The sequence below is a fragment of the bacterium genome, from assembly GCA_035528375.1.
Classification (GTDB): domain Bacteria; phylum RBG-13-66-14; class RBG-13-66-14; order RBG-13-66-14; family RBG-13-66-14; genus RBG-13-66-14.
The window spans coordinates 17,070-32,976 of record DATKYS010000030.1 but is presented as its reverse complement, the minus strand read 5'-3'; the positions used below and the strand labels follow the sequence as shown (position 1 = coordinate 32,976).

Here is a 15,907-nt window from a genome sequence, read left to right as displayed (position 1 = left end):
AAGAAATGCTCGTAGATTTTTACAAACGGGCCCTAGGTATCGAAATCGGTTTTACAGATGGGGCGGAAGATGTCATTAACCTGTTTCCTCTTCAATCCACGCCAGGAACTCCCGATTCCCCCCCGTGATGGGCAGGGCGACGATGCAGGGGACCTCGTAGGAGTGCAGGGCCTTGACCCGTTCGGTGAGCGCATCCACCAGCCCCGCCCGCGTCTTGGCGATTAGCGCGACCTCCTCCGCCTCCTCGATGTTCCCCTTCCAGCGGTAGATGGAGCGGACGCCGGGGAGTATGTTGGCACAGGCGGCGAGGCGTTCTTCGACGAGGGCGCGGGCGATTTTTTCCGCCTGGGCCGCGTCGGCGCAGGTGATGTAGATGAAGCGGAGGTTGGTGTCGGTGATTATGAACCCCCCTCCCTGCCCTCCCCCCAAAGGGGGGAGGGGACGCTGCACCCCTCACCCTAACCGGTAAGCGCGCTTCCCCCCCAATGGGGGGAGGGGATATAAGGTAGCCCTCACCCCCATCCCCTCTCCCACGGGGAGAGGGGGACCGCTACTTTTCCAGGGCCATGATTTTGGCCACCCGGCGCGCGTGGCGGCCGCCCTCGAAGGGCGTGTCGAACCAGGCGGCCAAAAGCGCGGGCAAATCCGGCGGCGCGTCTATCTGCCCCGCCAGGCACAGGACGTTGGCGTCGTTGTGGGCGCGCGAGCGAATAGCATTTTCCGGGATGCGCACCAGGGCCGCCCGGACGCCGTGCACCTTGTTCGCCGCCATGCACATGCCTATTCCGTTGGTGCAGACCAGCACGCCTCGGTCCGCATCTCCAGCGGCCACCGCCCCGCCGACGAGCCTCGCGTAATCGGGGTAGTCCACCGACTCCTCGGTGTCCGTGCCGAAGTCGCTGACCTCGTAGCCCCTCGCGCGGCACCAGTCGCGGACGGCGTTCTTGACGGCGATTCCGCCGTGGTCGCAGCCGAGGGCTACCTTCACTCTTCCTCCCGGATTATCTATCCACGGGGCCGATGACGGCGGAAATTTTCGCGATGGGAACGCGCCCCTCGCGCAGAATCCGCGGCTTGGGCCCCGTCAGGTCCAGAACGGTCGAGGCCAGGGGGTTCTTCACCGTCCCCGAGTCCACTATCAGGTCCACGTCCTTCTCGAACACCTCGATGACCTCGTCGGCCGTGGCGAGAGTCATCTCGCCGGTGAGGTTGGCGCTCGGCGCGACCAGCGGCTCGTTGATGACGGTGAAGACGCGGAGGAGTAAATCGTTTCCCGGCACACGGCAGGCCACGGTTTCTCCTCCCCCAAGACCGGCCCTGGGCAACGTTTCCCCCGCGGGCAGAACGAGGGTCAGGGGACCGGGCCAGAAGTGATTGGCCAGCGGCAGCCAGCGCGTTTCCACGCCGGGGGTGTAGTCGTCCTCCCAGGCGTTGGCGGCGAGCGGCCCCGGCCAGGCGATTTTCACGTAGGCCCGGGCGCGCGGATCGGCCACCCGGCAGTATCGCTCCACCCAGTAGGACGCGCCGAAGAGGTAGGGGAGCGGCTTGTCGGGGTCGCGCTTCTTCAGGCGGTAGACACGCTCCACCGCCTCGGCGTCGGAGGCCCGCGCCACGAGGCCGTAGACCGTGTCGGTCAACAGCACGGCCACAGCCCCCGGACGCCGCAGGGCTTCCAGGACGATGGGGAGCGGGTCACCCCTGAAATCTCTAAGAAGCCAAGACATCCTTGCAATATTACAGCGAGCGGGGCGGACGGTCAAGCGCATCCTTGCTTTGCGGAACCGCCCGCTGGTATGATACTCGAACCCCGAGCCGGAGGCCGCCGCGATGGGTCCGCCGAAACCGCCGCCTTCGCGGAAGTTCAGCGCAGTATTAATCGCGACCCTCTGCGCGGCCGCGCCCCTCCTTTCGTGCGGCCCGAAGGTCATCCAGCCCACCGTCGCGATTGCGGGTCTCAAAAGTTGGGTGTTCGGTGACGAGAAATCCACCCTCGTCTTCGCCGCCGAGGTAACCAACCCGAACGCCTTCGGCGGGAACCTGGTCGGGGCCGACTACGAACTCGAGATAAACGGCGTCGCGGTGGGCTCCGGGAGCCTGGATTCGACGTACGCCATACCCCCGGCGGACACCGTGCGGGTTTTACTTCCCTTCGCGCTGGACCACCGCGCACTCCTCAACATCATCCTCGCCGGTAACGTGGAGAACCTCTGCTACACGCTCCGGGGTACGGCGCGCCTGGAAACGGCCTTCGGCGTCCTGGAAAGGTCCTTCGAAAAAGAGGCGCGGGCGGACCTGCGCCAGTTGCTGGAGAACGCCATCCGATGAGCCTCTCAATCTGTAACGAAAGCGAAGTGATCCGATGAAACGTTACAGCCTCCTCGTGGCAATCGCCCTGGTATCCGTCACGACCCTCATCTACGAGCTGTCGCTGATGCGGGTCTTTTCGGTGACGGTCTGGTACTACTTCGCCTTCTTCGTCATCTCACTGGCCCTTCTGGGTTACGGAGCCGCGTCGGCCCTCATCTTAGTTTTCGGCGGCTGGTTCCGCCGCCACGCGAAAAGCATCATCCCACTGGCCGCGGTCCTCTGTGGTCTTTTTGCCGCAGTCAGCCCATTAATTTACCTGAACCTGAATCTGAAGTTCGTGTTTGATTCCTCTGGACTCTTCAACTTGGCGCTGACACTCGTCCTCTTTTTCCTGCCCTTCTTTTTCGCCGGGGTCGTCATTGCGGGCGTGTTTTCCTCGTACTCGGAGCGCATCGGCACCCTGTACTGGGCGGACCTCTCCGGGGCGAGCCTGGGGTGCCTGGTCGTCATCCCGCTCCTGAACATCATCCCGGCACCCAACCTCCTGGCCTGGGCCGGGGTGCTTCCCGTCGCGGCCGCCTTTCTCTTGAACCGGGGCATGCAGAATGAAAATGCGACGCCCGCCGTTCGAAAGGCGAAGTGGAGGTTCACCATCCCGGCCGCGGCAACGGGTCTCATAATCGTAGCCCTGGCATTGTCACTCTTCCTCTCCTCCAACCCCTACGCGGTGCGCTACACGAAGGTCGCCCACGCCGACGAAAAGCCCGTCTACACGTCATGGAACGCCCTCGCCAGCCTGACCGTCTACGATAACATCTTCTTCCAGAAACCGGACACGCCCTTCGGTTGGGGGATGAGCCCCACATTTTCGGGAAGCGGCATCGAGCAGTACTGGATAGACCAGGACGACTGCGCCGGCACACCGATCACCAACTTCGACGGCAACCTCGAAAAGCTCGATTTCCTCGGCTACGACGTCACCAACGTCGCGTACCAGTACAGGGACTTCGACGACGTTTTAGTCATCGGGTCGGGCGGGGGTCGGGACGTTCTGGCGGCCAAGTACTTCGGGGCGAAACGGGTCACCGCCGTAGAGATCAACCCAGACATGATAGAGGTGGTCGAGAACGTGTACGGCGATTTTTCGGGCCGCCCCTACGAGATGCCCGGGGTCAGGGCGGTCGTGGACGAGGCGCGCAGTTACATAGCGCGCGATGACGCCAAATACGACCTTATCATGATCTCGCTAATAGACTCCTGGGCCGCCTCCATGGCGGGGGCCTTCGCCCTGTCCGAGAACAACCTCTACACGGTGGAAGCCTTTCAGCTCTACCTTGATCACCTGAGGCGGGACGGCATCCTGACCATCTCACGCTGGTACAAGGGGGGAGGTCGCAGCGACGAGACACTGCGCCTGGTCAACCTCTGCATCGAGACCCTCGAAAGGCGGGGAATTCGAGAACCAGCCCGCCATATCGTTGTCATCGGAGGGGACCGCATCGCCACGGTGCTGATGTCTAAGATCCCCTTCACCGAGGAAGAGCTGAGCAGGTTGCGGGATGCCGTCGAGCGTCTGCAGTTCGACACCGTTTGGATTCCCGGGCAGGGCGGATCGGACGCAGGCATCAACACGCTTTTCTCCAGGGAGAGGGACTCCTATACGGCTTCCCTCCCTATAGATATCCGTCCCCCCGTAGACGACTGGCCATTCTTCTTTCTATTCCACAGCTCGGTGCTGGAGAACCCGGAGGCTTCCGGTGACACAGCGGTCGCGGCCGACGCGACCACGGTACTGCGGTACCTGTTCTATGCACTCGTCGCCGCCTCCCTTCTCTTCATCGTCCTGCCGCTGGCCCTGAGAAAAAAAGACGGGTACGGCTTAAAAAACGTGCTGGCCCGCCCGCAGAAGTGGCTGTATTTCGCGGGCATCGGTCTGGGTTTCATGCTGGTCGAGCTCTCACTCATCCAGCGCTACGTGCTCTTCCTTGGGCACCCGGCGTATGCGACCTCCATCGTTATCTTCTCCCTGCTCCTGTTCGCGGGACTGGGCAGCGCGACGACGAACCGCCTCAAGAAACGCTTCCCGCTGCGCGGTTTGAACATGACGATCTTCGCCGCGATCGGGGGCCTGATCCTCGTCCAGGCTTTCGTGGTGCCCTGGGTCTTGAACCTGGCCATGCCGGCCTTCCTCGTCTGGCGCCTCATCATCGCGGCTCTCCTGCTGGCGCCCCTGGGGTTCGTCATGGGGATGGCCTTCCCCCTGGGTATTTCGCGTCTGGACGAAGCGGGCAGCAGCGGCATGATCCCCTACGTCTGGGGAATCAACAGCGTCATGAGCGTCATGGCTTCGGTGCTGGCAACGATCATCGCGGTCAGCCTGGGCTACTCGGTCGGGCTGATGGCCGGGCTCGTCGCGTACGCCCTGGTCTCGGCCACCGGGGCCTTTAGGTGGAGCAAAACACCGTAGAAGCGGCTCAATACCCGCGTCTCCAGTGGCGGACATCCTCGGAACGAACCCGATACGTCGTCGGTCCCGGCACTGATAATACGGGTTACGTCACCGCATACCGTTGGCAGGCCAATATACGGTCCGCCCGCGCTCACTCTTCTAACCCGATGGGGTTAACGCAGACTCCGTTCGTCAATGGATAAGGTTCTCGACTCTTTAAACTAAGCGTTAAATGTCGTCCTCCCTACCCCTGATCCACCGGGATTGACCCCCATGCTCATCTGGAGCCTGTCGCGAAACTTCGAGCTCCACTCGTCCCGGCGCCTAGCCGAGACCGCCCGGGCGCGCGGGCACGAGCTGCGGGAGCTCGACACGACGCGCCTGACCGCCCTGGTCACCGGGGACGGTCTCCGGCTGCTATCGGACGGCGAGGCGCTGGACCCGCCGGACTTCGCCGTTTTCCGCTCCGGGTACCGAAGGCTGGATTTCGGCTGGGACCTGGCGCTCTGGCGGCACCTCGAGGCGATGGGCGTGCCCACCCTCAACTCCACCCGGGCCGTGCTCCGCTGCTCGGACAAGTTCCACACGCACCAGCTCCTGCGGGCGGCGGGCGTTCCGACGGTGGACGCGGCGCTGGTCACCGACGAATCTCAACTGAAGCGCGCGGCCGAGGCGGTGGGCGGCTTCCCCCTGGTGCTCAAATGGGTGCGGGGGACGCGGGGGGTGGGGACGGCACTGGTGGAGTCTATGAAGGCGCTGCGCGGCCAGTGGCAACTCTCAGCGGTCCTGGAGCAGAACGTCTTCCTGGAGCGCCACCACCCCGAGGCCGGGGGGAGCGACCTGCGCGTCCTGGTCCTGGGCGGGAGCGTGATCGCGTGCTACGAGCGGCGGGCGCCCGCGGACGATTTCCGCTCGAACCTGCACCGGGGCGGGAGCGGCGTCCCGCATGAGCCCACGGACGAGGAACGGGAGCTGGCGCTGGCCGCCGCGGAGGCGTTGGGGCTGGACTTCGCCGGGGTGGACCTCCTGCCCACGGACGACGGACCGAAGGTCCTGGAGGTCAACTCGGTGCCGGGCTTCCGGGGAGCGGAGGAGATCACCGGCGCGGACGTGGCCGGGGCCGTCATTCGGTTCATCGAGGGACGGGTCCGGGGGCGGTGAAGGTCCGGTGGTATCTTTCCATTTATCACGGGAGCGCCGCCGTTCGCGACTTGAAGCCGGCGGTACGAAAAAGGGGGTGGTAACCCCTCATGATGCGAGCAAGGGGCTGAAGCCCCTCGTCTTGCGTTTGAGGGGGATAAAAATCCCCCTTTGTCTTACTCGGGGGGTGGGTCGCTATAACCCCAATCAACTGATTCTCCTCCAGCCGTCCGCCCCGGTGCCGCGCGCGGCGAACGTTGGAACGACAAATCACCGCCCGACACAGCGTAATAATGCGCACGCAAATACGACTTCGCGGCGGCTGGTCAAACCCAAAATTTATTCGGAACCCATCGGAATTAACCCGCGTATCCCCTGAGGCGGACGGGAATATCCGCCGTGGAGGTCGGAAATCCCCTCCCCGACCTTCGAAAAAACGGGGACCGGCCATTCCTCCCCCAACCGGTCCCACGGGGGGAGGCGAGCCAAAGCCTCCCGCCCAGAGAAGGGGTCGGTCTGCCCCCCCAGACCGGCCCCCTTATTTATCGGAAAATGCCGACGAGCTCCAGGCCCGGCGTCTGGGGGAGCATGTCGAACGCCGCTAATCCTTCCAGCTCGTATCCCCCCCGGATGAAAAGCGCGGCGTCGCGCCAGAAACGCGCCGGGTTGCAGGACACGTAGGCGATGAGCGGCGGCTTAAGCGTGTTCAGCGCATCGGTGACTTCCCGGGAAAGCCCCGTCCGGGGCGGGTCCAGGATGACCAGGTCGGGCCTCTCGAACGGAGCGTCCGGTCCCTCGACCAGGGCCCGCTCCACCGTTCCCGCCGCGACCCGAAAATCCCACCCCGACCGGGACAGGTTCTCCTCCGCGTCGGCCGCGCCGAGGGGATCCGCCTCGACGAGCCAGAGCCGCGCCCCGCCCGCGAGGGCCGTCGAGCCCAGCGGGCCTCCCCCGCCGTAGAGGTCCCACACAACCTCGGGTTTCAACTCCCCGCAGAGCATGGTCATCCGCGCGTGCAACCACCGCGCACCCGCGTCGTTGGGCTGGCGGAAGACACCCGGCGTTTTTACAAGCGGCGAAGCGAGGGAGCCGGTCTCGAATCGCTCCCCGCCCCACGCCGCCGTCGAGAAGTTTTTCCCCTTCACCCGGAGGGCGACGAGGCCGGGAAGCTCCCCGGCCGGGGCCGACCAATCGGTACCGGGCGGCGCGCTCCGGTCGAATCCCAGGGTGAGCGCCCAACCTCCGGCGGCCCTCTCGACGGTCACCTCGAAAAGACCCGACCAATCCCCACCGATTCCGGTTCGTAAAACCTTGCGGACCGCCCCCACCGCGGTGTTGAGCGGCTCCATCAACAGGGGGCAGGCGTCCCAGGCGACCAGCTCGTGGCTGCCCCGGACGTAGTACCCGAGCTCCGGCTCCCCGGAATGACGGGCGACCTGGAGTCGGGCGACGGCGCGGTGACAGAAGGGCTCCGAGGGCTCCACGGGCGGGGGCTCGATGTCCAGCCGGGCGTTCTTACGCGCCAGGTCGGCCGTCAGTTTCCCCTTGAGCCGGAGCTGGACGGGATGGGCGATGTGCAGCCAGTCGCAGCCGCCGCAGCGGCCGAAAATTTCACAAGCAGGCTCGACGCGTCCCTCGCCGCCCTCCAGTAGCTCCACGACCCGGCCGTGGGAGTAGTCCCGCGTCTGGCGTGTTATTTCCACGAGGGCCGTGTCGCCGGGGACGGTGCCGGGAACGAAAACGACCCGACCTTCGAGCCGGGCCACGCCGTCGCGGCCGGCGACGTCCACGACCCGCAGGCGGTGGAGGCGGTCACCGCTCATCGGCCAGCATCTCCCGCGCCCGCTCCAAGAGCGCCTCCCGCTCGTTCAGGTCCGGGCGCTCCAGCACCTCATCCACCAGGCGGTCCAAAATTTCGCCCACCCATCGGCCCGGCCCACGACCCGACATTTCGAGGAGGTCATCGCCCGACACGGCCAGGTCGGCCACGGTCAGCGGCGCCCCCGCCGCGCCCAGGGACTCGATTCGTCCCATCAGCTCGGAGATGTCCGCGGGAAGCTGGAACACCTCGGTCCGCCGGTGGGCCTGGCGGTCGGCGATGACCAGGTCGAAGAGGTCGGCGACGTTCTCCGGCCCCACCCGCCGCACGAAGCGCCGCACCGCCGCGTCGGTCCACTCCGGCGAGTAGAGGAGCATGTGGTTTTTTATCAAGAGGCACACCCGCTCGCGCAGCTCCCGGGACAGGGTCAGCCGCCGCATGGCCCGGTCGGCCATCTCCGCCGACCGCTCGTCGTGGCCGTAGAAGACGAAGTCGCGGTCCTTGGGCTGCTTGGTCGGCGGCTTGGCGACGTCGTGCAGGAGCGCCGCCCACCGCACCACCGGCTTCTCCGACGGCGCCAGGTCGCAGGAGCGCAGGCTGTGATCGAAGACATCGAAGTCGTGGTAGCGGTTCTGGGTCACGCCGTAACAGGCGGCCAGTTCGGGCAGGCAGTGGTCCAGGAGGCCGGTCCCGCGCAGGAGCTCGAAGGTGACGCCGGGCCTCGGGGCCGTCATCGTCTTGGCGAGCTCGCCGCCGATACGCTCCCAGGCCACCCCCCGGGCGACGGCGGCGTTGCGCCGGACGGCCCGCAGGAGCCTCGGCTCGACCTCGAACTCCAACGTCGCGGCGAAGCGGCAGGCGCGATAGGCCCGCAGGCCGTCCTCGGCCAGCCGCTCGTCAGGATTGCCCACCGTCCGCAGAAGCCCCCTTTTCAAATCGGCACGTCCGCCGAAGGGGTCCACGAGGTCGCCGTCGGGCAGCTCGCGAGCCAGGGCGTTCACGGTGAAGTCCCGGCGGGCCAGGTCTTCTTTTATATCCAGCCCGAAGCGCACCTCGTCCGGGCGGCGGCCGTCGGAATACGTCCCCTCGCCGCGCAGCGTCGTCACCTCGAAGGTCTCGCCGCCGAGCCGCACCATCACCGTGCCGAAGCGGGCCCCCACGTCAAGACTGCCGGGGAAGAGCGCCAGCACGCGATCCGGGAGGAGGTCGGTGGCCAGGTCTAGCTCACCGGTCGGACGCCCGAGGAGCTCGTCGCGCAGTGCCCCGCCCACGAGCCAGACGCGACCGCCGGCCCCGCGGATTCGCGCCACGACCTCACTCAGAGCTGGCGACAAGTTGCCCATCATCGGTCCCATAGAAAAGGCGGGGGCTCCGGAACCGCGTCACCGCCGGAGCCGACCCGCCCGAAAAAGAGGCAATTCAGCGGATGGAGTACCGGTCGCAGTCGGGCGGCCGCTCGGCCCCTTCGAGCGCCAGGAAGAAGCACTTCAGCTTGAAATCCCGCTCGGTGTGGCCGCCGTATCCACCGAGCTTCCCCCCGGCGCGCAGCACCCGGTGGCAGGGGATGATTATGGGGAGCGGGTTGGCTCCCACCGCCCCGCCCACGGCGCGCGCCCCTCGGGGGCTCCCCACAGCGACCGCAATCTCGCCGTAGGTCCGCGTCCCGCCGTAGGGAATCGCGGAAAGCTCCCGCCAAACCTTGTTCTCGAACGCGGTCCCGCCGGGATTCAACGGTAGATCGAAGCTCCGCCGGGTCCCGTTCAGGTAGGCGTAGATCTGCTCGATGGCCGCGCTCAGGAGCGGGTCGTCGGGGCGCGGTTTCACCCCGGGCGGGGGATTGTACCAGCCGTTCAGGAGCCCGATCCGCGTCAGGGCGTCGCCCGCGACCTCCACGGCGATGTTCCCCCAGCCGTAGGCGCTCCACGGGGCCACCATCCAGGCGAAGCGTATCTCGCCGGTCGCCATGTCACTGCACCGTCCCGGTCGCGCCGGAACCCGAGGGCAGCACCGGAGCCGTTCTTTCATCCTCGGGGGGCGCGGGGCTCTCCAGCCCGATTTTCCACGCCCCGTCCTCGAGGACGAAGAAGACGAACCCCTCCCCGCCGGCGGGCGTGTCGGCGGTGCGCCAGGAGACCTCGGCCGTGCCGCGCTCGGCGTCCACGACCTCGCTCAGGATATCCACCTCGTCGGCGAAACCGGGCTCCGCCTGGCGGGCGGCGTCCACGATCATCTTCTCCGCGGACAGCTTCAGCTCCGGAGCCTCCCGGTTCATCTCACCGGCGAGCTGGTCCAGCTCCGCCAGGGCTTCCTTCGAGTAGTAGGAGGTGAGGCGGTCGAACTCCCCGCGGCGGACCGAGCGCACGTAGGCCATGTACACCTCGCCGGGCGAGACGTCCGGCAGGGCGACCACGGCGTTCTGCGCGGCGTTGTCGGCGGATTCACCCTCCCCACCGGCGCACCCCAACAGGACGACCAGGGCCACGTAGCCCAGTGCGGCGAAGAGTCTCAACAGGTCCATCCGCTCTCCTTGGGTCGTTTCAGTCGAAGGCGATTATAGCACAGGGGGGCGCCGAGATATCCCCGTCCCCGTGGGAAACCTGCCTTCCATCCCCTTTCCCTTTTAGGGAGCGGCACGCCGACGGGCTAGGGCGAGGGTCGGGGTATATGCGTTGAAGCGGCGGGGAAATGATTCCCCGCCCTACGGCATCGTGGCTTGGGGTGAGGGGTGAAAACGGGCGGGGCACTCAAGCCCCCGCCCTGTGGTTGAACGGTGAGGAACGGACACGGGGAAAAACACACCTCGCGCCCCATCGAATCCTACGGCGTCTCGTAGCTCACGAGTTCCAGCACGCCGTAGCCCCAGAGGCCCTCACTGCGGACCAGCCCCACGCCACGCTTGAAGTAGCCGTGGGAGACCACCGGGTCCTGCACGTCGCTCTCGAGGGTGAATTCCAACCGGCGCATGTCGGTGTATGTCGTGTCCTGGACCTCGAGCTCGACGCCGGTCTCCAGGGTCTCCGAGGTCAGTGTGGCCGTGAACCCGTCGCCGACGGGGATTCCGCTCACGTAAACGACACCCTCGCCCGAGTCCGAGACGGGGTCGTCGAGCGTGCCCGAGATGTAAACGGTGATCGGGTCGGTGTAGCGCAGCTCCGTCTCGACCCACCAGCCGTCGCCCAGGTCCACCCAGAATCGCTGGTCCCAAATCTCGAAGGCCTCGTCCGAGGTGGGGCGGACCGCGACGAGCATCCCCTCGTGGGAATCGTAGTCTCCGAACTCGTTGATGAAACACTCGTGGTCCCCGTACTCGGCGGTGTCCTCGATATTCACATTTATCTCGAGGTCATCCTGGTCGGTCGCGACGTAGAGCCAGCTCCAGCCGACGGCCTGGGGCCACCACATGTCGCTGCCCTCCACGCCGGTCGGAGAGGCGCAGCCGACAAGAAGTAAAAGGGACGCCAGGGTGAAAGCGGCTGCAATCACGCCCCTTCGTGCCGGGCGGTTGTTATTATTCCTTTTCATCCTCTCCATCCTCGTCCTCCCCGTGGTAGGAGTCGCGGAAGGCCTTGGCGAAGGCGCCGATGCTGGCGGCGAAGGCCCGGCCGAATCGCTCGAAGCTACCCTCCACCTCGGGCCAGGCGTCCTTCACCTTGAGCGTCCACTCGTCCAGCTTGTCCTTGGCCACGCGGGAGCCCCGGCCCATCTCGGCGGCTATCTCCTCCAGCACGGCTCGGAACTTTTTCTCGTCCATGTCACGTCCCCCGGGGTTACGTTTCGTCGTCTTCCGGCGTTTCGGCGAGCTCCTCGGCCGGCCCCTCGAGGTAGACCCGCAGGTCCTCGAGGAGCGCCTCCCAGCCGCCGGTGTACTCCTCGACGTTGTACTGGAGCTTGGGCCCCAGGGCCTCGAAGCCGGAGTGGACCAGGGTCAGGTTCGTCGCGCCCCGCTTGGAGGCCAGCCTGAACTCCACCTGCGTGGCGGCGGGCCAGTCGTCGTCCTGCCAGCTCAGGCGCAGGAGCCGGTTCTTCTTGGCGGAGAGGACCTTGCCCCGGCTGACGCGCTCGTGTCCGTCACCGTCGCGCCAGTATTCGAAGAAGGGGGAGCCGGACTCCGGCTGGAGCTGGATGCCGTACGCCCACCAGATGCGCCGGGCGGCCGGGTTGAAAAGGGCTTTCCAGACGTCGGTCGGGGGTCGCGAAAGCTGCACCTGGAGTTGGATGTCGGCCATGGTACTCCTCTGCGGCGCCCGTAAAGTTAGCACACGCAACCCGGGGCTGTCATCTTTTTATCGGGGCTGCCAGCCGTTGTAGTGGACGAAGGCGGTCTGGGGTCTACGCTCCCGCGGAGCGGTCTCGGCCTCACGTTTCTCGGGGGGCAGGTCGGCGATTTTTCCCGGATAACCCACCGCGATGGCCGCCATTACCTCGTGGTCCTCGGGGACACCGAAGCTCTCGGCGAGCTTGGCTCGCGAGAAGCCGGCCATCTGGTGGAAGCAGAGCCCCCGGTTCACCGCCTCCAGCGCGGCCAGGACCGAGGCCATGCCCTGGTCGTGCTCCGCGAAACGGTTGGGCTTGCCGTTGTGGGTGAAATTTTTACGGGCGACGGAGAAGATGAGCACCGGAGCCTTCCGCGCCCAGTCGTTGCCCTCGGAGAGGCTCTCACGCGCCTTTTCGAGAGTCTCGGGGTTCTCGGTGGTGAATACTAAAAAATTCCAGGGCTGGTCGTTGAAGCAGGAGGGCGCCCAGCGGGCGGCTTCAAAAATGCTCTCGAGCTTCTCCCGTTCCACGGGGCGGTCGGGGTCCAGGGCCCGGGGGCTCCAGCGGGCGGCTATGAGCCCGTGGACCGGGTGGTCCGTGGACGCCGGGCGCTCGATCGGGCTCAAGTCTTCGGCGGGCATGCCTCACCTCGGGACGACGGTACACCCAAGTTTAGGACAAGGACCGGGTAAAATAAAAGGGACGAGGGTCGCGGACCCGAACGTGACCGGTGCGGACGACGGCGGTGTCCACCCCGTGCCGCGGGCCGACGAGCACCTCGGGACGGACCGCACCCAGAAAGGTGTAAATCACCGCGTCGAAGAATTTTTCCGACATCTTGCCGATCGCCGGGAACTCGGCCTTCGCGTTCATTCTTCCTCCATCAGCCCAAAATTCTCCCATCCATGGGGAACCGCATCGGATTATGCGCCGGGGCCCGGACATTATTCAATCCGGGAAGTCGAGATTACATAAAAAAGGGCCGGCCATCGCCGACCAGTGTACGTTTCGATTCGAGCGGGATCAGAGCATCTCCAGACCGACGATCCGTCCGTCGTCGGGGGACAGGGTCAGCCGGTACTGCGCCCCGCAGCCCTGGCATATCCCGACCCCGGCCTCCTCCTCGGCGGCGTTGAACAGGAGCTGGGCGTAACAGTTGCTGTTGACGCAGCGGAAGACGACCCGCGGGCCCATTCCCATGGCCTGGGCCACCACCTCGCCACCCTTTTTGATGGGGACGTCATCGAAGGAGGGCATTCTGCCTTTTCCGTTTCAACGCGTTAGCCGGTCCCGCGGCCAGATTAACATAGAGTGGCGCGCCGGTTCAAGGGCGCGTCGGCCGGTCACTCATACAATGGTAAATTACAGGTTGATCCCGGCGTTGAAGCCGAAACCGAGCCCCTGCGCGGCGGTCGCGTATAAGAATACTAGGATAAACCAAATCCAGCGTCTCATGCTCCATCTCTTAGAAAACGAAGCCCAGGTTCACCCCGGCGCCGAGCGCCGACGCGGTGTCGGCTAAAACCTCGGAATCCATCCCAACGCCCGTCAGGCGGTACTCGCAGGAAACGCCCACGCTGAAGTAGTCGGCCATGTAGAGGTCGAGTCCCAGCCCGGCCTCCGCCCCCCAGTTCCCCCCGGAGGAGTCCGTCGTCCCCACGCCCTTCTCGGTGACGGTGAGGTCGGTGGAGAGGTAGCCGCCGGCGATGCGGACCCAGGGGCGGTAGCTGCCGCGGGTGACGAAGTCGTAGCGCGCCCCCAGCCCGAAGAAAAGCTCGGTCCAGTCGTAGGTGTAGGCTGTGTCGTAGTCCGAGTAGGGGTCGTCCAGGGCGATTTCATCGGTGAAGAAGGTGCCGGAGACGCAGGGTCCCAGGGCGAATCCGCCGCCCAGGAAAAGATTGAGCATGAAGCCGAAGCCGTACTGTACGCCCGCGTCTATGTCCTGGTCCCAGAAGGCGTCGAAGGAGTAGGGCGAGTCCAGGGCGAATAAGCCCCGGGCGGAGAGGGTCACGCCCACCTCGAGCGCCCCGGCGGCCAGCGCCGCGAGGAGTAATAAAACGACGGTCCGCTTCAACCGGCCTCCTCGGTTAATCGTCCGAAAAGAGGATAACACATCCCCTCCCCCCTTTGGGGGGAGGCGCGCCTACGGGCTAGGGAGGGGGGTGTAGCAGCACCCTCTCCCTTCTAGGGAGAGGGCCGGGGTGAGGGCTACCTTAGAAAAGATGCGGGCCGACCTAAACGGCGCGCCGTCGGTCGGCCCCTACATCGGCGCAGGCATGAGTCGGGGTGGAAGAGCGAAAACGTCGGGCGGGCTTAGATTCCCGCCCCTACTGCTCCTCGATGTACCCGATTTTCTCGGGACTGCCGCTATCGCCGTGGAGGAGGTAACTCTTCTCGCAACAGTGGCTCGCCCGGGTGGGCCGGGCGCCGGGGTCGAAGTCCAGTTCCGCCAGCATCTGGTGCCGGCAGTAGGGGCAGACCCAGGCGGCGAAGCGCCCGAGCGCCGTGGCCCGGACCACCTCCCCGTCCTTCATCCGCACGTCAACATGGTAGTATTCTTCCATTTCCGCCCTCCCGCGAAACCCCTTCGTTCATAAAATAGCGAAAAAAATCCCCCCGCGCAAGGGGGGAAGCAGACCTCGATTCACGTAATGTAGGGCGGGGATTCTATCCTCAATCCGTCGAAATGTAGGGCGGGGACTTTAGTCCCCGCTGAAAAAAACCTTGACAGCACCCCCCACACTTTTACTAGACTTAAAAAGGATTGAGGAGGAGTAGAACTCAACAAAAGGTTGTAGTCATGCGGAAGATCGCTGGTTTCCTCGCTTACCTCTTCGCCGTTAATGCCGTTCTTGCGACGACCCCAACCGTGGCCGTCGTTGACTTTGAGGGAATTAACTGCTCCCAGGATTATGCACGAGGGGTAACAGAGATTCTGTCTTCAAGACTGTCCGATACCGGCGCTTTTAGGTTGATTGAGCGCGGTCAGATAATCCGCGTTTTAGAAGAACAAGCATTTCAGACTTCAGGGCTTGTTGACCCGTCAACAGCGGTACAGATAGGACAAATACTTGGGGCTGATTATGTTGGTGTTGGCAGTATTACTAAATTTGGCAACACATATACGGTATCCACCCGCTTTGTTAAAGTGGAGACAGCAGAGATTACATTAGCCGACACGTTTACGGCAGAAGGAGAGGACCAAATACCCAGCATATGTAATGATTTAGCAAAGGAAATGGCAAGTAAAGCAAGTGTTATTCATTTACGAATTAGGGCAAATGATGACGGTGTTGAAGCTTATGTTAATGGACAATACATAGGCGTATGCCCTGTTGAATACGACGTTACAACAGGTTCACACAAGATAAAATTTGTATATTCAGGGACTTATGGATACCAGAAGACGATTGATGTCAAATACGCCGATGTTGATGTTGGAAAAACATTTACAATTAACTGCCCAACAAGTAGTTCAGACGTACGAGACGTACGACTAGAAGAGGAAAGGCTTGCACAACAAGAGAGGGAAAGACTTGCAAGGCAGGCACAAGAAAGGGAAGAGCTATTAAGTGTGCCATGGCTTCTTATAATTGTTGGTGTTGGACTTCTTATAATGTGGGCATGTTTGTAGTAGAAGTATGGTATCCTGCCACCAAATAAGAAGGAGGCATTGTAGCAGATAGCAGGAAGCCCGGCTGTGACCGGCACATTAAGTGTCCACGCTACAACTACAGTTACCACTATCGTTACGTCAATGTTTGTTGTAAGCCTACCAACGGTTAAACGCAAACCAACCTGTAGGGCGGGGGCTCTGTACCCCGCCCGAAAAACGTTGAGGAGGGCGGCATACAGAGCTGCCGCCCTACATCTCACCCCTCACCCTATCCCTTTCCCCAAAGGGGCGAGGAGATATGAACCCCCCTCCCTAGCCCGTC

19 protein-coding genes are annotated in these 15,907 nt (G+C 64.2%); 4 read left to right on the top strand and 15 right to left on the bottom strand.

Features of this window, described 5'->3' with window-relative positions:
* Positions 1 to 75 precede the first annotated feature (75 nt).
* The 3 genes from cutA to VM054_01785 all read right to left on the bottom strand — a co-directional run bounded on the left by cutA (position 76) and on the right by VM054_01785 (position 1,724).
* The gene (cutA, locus tag VM054_01795) at positions 76 to 399 is read right to left on the bottom strand and encodes a divalent-cation tolerance protein CutA (protein HUT97792.1); all 324 of its coding nucleotides are present in this window, start codon (positions 397 to 399) and stop codon (positions 76 to 78) included.
* A gap of 151 nt (positions 400 to 550) precedes the next feature.
* Positions 551 to 988 carry a ribose 5-phosphate isomerase B gene (rpiB, locus tag VM054_01790; protein HUT97791.1) on the bottom strand — a complete coding sequence of 146 codons (438 nt, stop codon included), beginning with the start codon at positions 986 to 988 and terminating at the stop codon, positions 551 to 553.
* Between the two features lie 13 nt (positions 989 to 1,001).
* A complete protein-coding gene (locus tag VM054_01785; GenBank protein HUT97790.1) occupies positions 1,002 to 1,724 on the bottom strand; it encodes an L-threonylcarbamoyladenylate synthase in 723 nt (240 codons plus the stop codon).
* Positions 1,725 to 1,827: 103 nt separating this feature from the next.
* Here VM054_01785 and VM054_01780 point away from each other — a divergent pair, with 103 nt between their 5' ends.
* From VM054_01780 to VM054_01770, 3 genes are all read left to right on the top strand, one after another.
* A complete protein-coding gene (locus VM054_01780) occupies positions 1,828 to 2,325 on the top strand; it encodes an LEA type 2 family protein (protein HUT97789.1) in 498 nt (165 codons plus the stop codon).
* A gap of 34 nt (positions 2,326 to 2,359) precedes the next feature.
* Positions 2,360 to 4,774 (top strand): hypothetical protein, encoded by a 2,415-nt coding sequence (locus VM054_01775; GenBank protein ID HUT97788.1) that lies wholly within the window; start codon positions 2,360 to 2,362, stop codon positions 4,772 to 4,774.
* Positions 4,775 to 5,029: 255 nt separating this feature from the next.
* Complete coding sequence (locus VM054_01770) at positions 5,030 to 5,917, top strand: RimK family alpha-L-glutamate ligase (protein HUT97787.1); 888 nt, start codon at positions 5,030 to 5,032, stop codon at positions 5,915 to 5,917.
* Positions 5,918 to 6,438: 521 nt separating this feature from the next.
* On the opposite strand, the gene VM054_01765 is transcribed toward VM054_01770, so the two are convergent.
* The 12 genes from VM054_01765 to VM054_01710 all read right to left on the bottom strand — a co-directional run bounded on the left by VM054_01765 (position 6,439) and on the right by VM054_01710 (position 14,533).
* Positions 6,439 to 7,719: a TRAM domain-containing protein gene (locus VM054_01765; protein HUT97786.1), complete on the bottom strand. Its 1,281-nt coding sequence runs from the start codon at positions 7,717 to 7,719 to the stop codon at positions 6,439 to 6,441.
* Positions 7,709 to 9,025, bottom strand: a complete 1,317-nt coding sequence (locus tag VM054_01760) for an HD domain-containing protein (GenBank protein ID HUT97785.1) — start codon at positions 9,023 to 9,025, stop codon at positions 7,709 to 7,711. The genes VM054_01765 and VM054_01760 overlap by 11 nt, the downstream gene beginning before the upstream one ends.
* 109 nt (positions 9,026 to 9,134) lie before the next feature.
* On the bottom strand, positions 9,135 to 9,680 hold the full coding sequence (locus VM054_01755; protein ID HUT97784.1) for a methylated-DNA--[protein]-cysteine S-methyltransferase: 546 nt from the start codon (positions 9,678 to 9,680) through the stop codon (positions 9,135 to 9,137).
* 1 nt (position 9,681) lies between these two features.
* Complete coding sequence (locus tag VM054_01750) at positions 9,682 to 10,233, bottom strand: hypothetical protein (protein HUT97783.1); 552 nt, start codon at positions 10,231 to 10,233, stop codon at positions 9,682 to 9,684.
* A 299-nt stretch (positions 10,234 to 10,532) separates the two neighbouring features.
* Positions 10,533 to 11,198, bottom strand: coding sequence for a hypothetical protein (locus VM054_01745; GenBank protein ID HUT97782.1), 666 nt, complete (start codon positions 11,196 to 11,198; stop codon positions 10,533 to 10,535).
* A gap of 25 nt (positions 11,199 to 11,223) precedes the next feature.
* A complete protein-coding gene (locus tag VM054_01740) occupies positions 11,224 to 11,466 on the bottom strand; it encodes a hypothetical protein (GenBank protein ID HUT97781.1) in 243 nt (80 codons plus the stop codon).
* A 16-nt stretch (positions 11,467 to 11,482) separates the two neighbouring features.
* Positions 11,483 to 11,941: an SRPBCC domain-containing protein gene (locus tag VM054_01735; GenBank protein HUT97780.1), complete on the bottom strand. Its 459-nt coding sequence runs from the start codon at positions 11,939 to 11,941 to the stop codon at positions 11,483 to 11,485.
* Positions 11,942 to 11,998: 57 nt separating this feature from the next.
* Positions 11,999 to 12,610 carry a nitroreductase family protein gene (locus VM054_01730; protein ID HUT97779.1) on the bottom strand — a complete coding sequence of 204 codons (612 nt, stop codon included), beginning with the start codon at positions 12,608 to 12,610 and terminating at the stop codon, positions 11,999 to 12,001.
* A gap of 31 nt (positions 12,611 to 12,641) precedes the next feature.
* Positions 12,642 to 12,842, bottom strand: a complete 201-nt coding sequence (locus tag VM054_01725; protein ID HUT97778.1) for a hypothetical protein — start codon at positions 12,840 to 12,842, stop codon at positions 12,642 to 12,644.
* A gap of 150 nt (positions 12,843 to 12,992) precedes the next feature.
* Entirely contained in the window at positions 12,993 to 13,226 is a 234-nt protein-coding gene (locus tag VM054_01720) for a hypothetical protein (GenBank protein ID HUT97777.1), read from the bottom strand.
* A gap of 208 nt (positions 13,227 to 13,434) precedes the next feature.
* A complete protein-coding gene (locus VM054_01715) occupies positions 13,435 to 14,043 on the bottom strand; it encodes a hypothetical protein (GenBank protein ID HUT97776.1) in 609 nt (202 codons plus the stop codon).
* Between the two features lie 253 nt (positions 14,044 to 14,296).
* The gene (locus VM054_01710; GenBank protein HUT97775.1) at positions 14,297 to 14,533 is read right to left on the bottom strand and encodes a hypothetical protein; all 237 of its coding nucleotides are present in this window, start codon (positions 14,531 to 14,533) and stop codon (positions 14,297 to 14,299) included.
* 236 nt (positions 14,534 to 14,769) lie between these two features.
* On the opposite strand from VM054_01710, the gene VM054_01705 reads away from it, so the two are divergent.
* On the top strand, positions 14,770 to 15,603 hold the full coding sequence (locus VM054_01705; GenBank protein HUT97774.1) for a CsgG/HfaB family protein: 834 nt from the start codon (positions 14,770 to 14,772) through the stop codon (positions 15,601 to 15,603).
* Positions 15,604 to 15,907 lie beyond the last annotated feature (304 nt).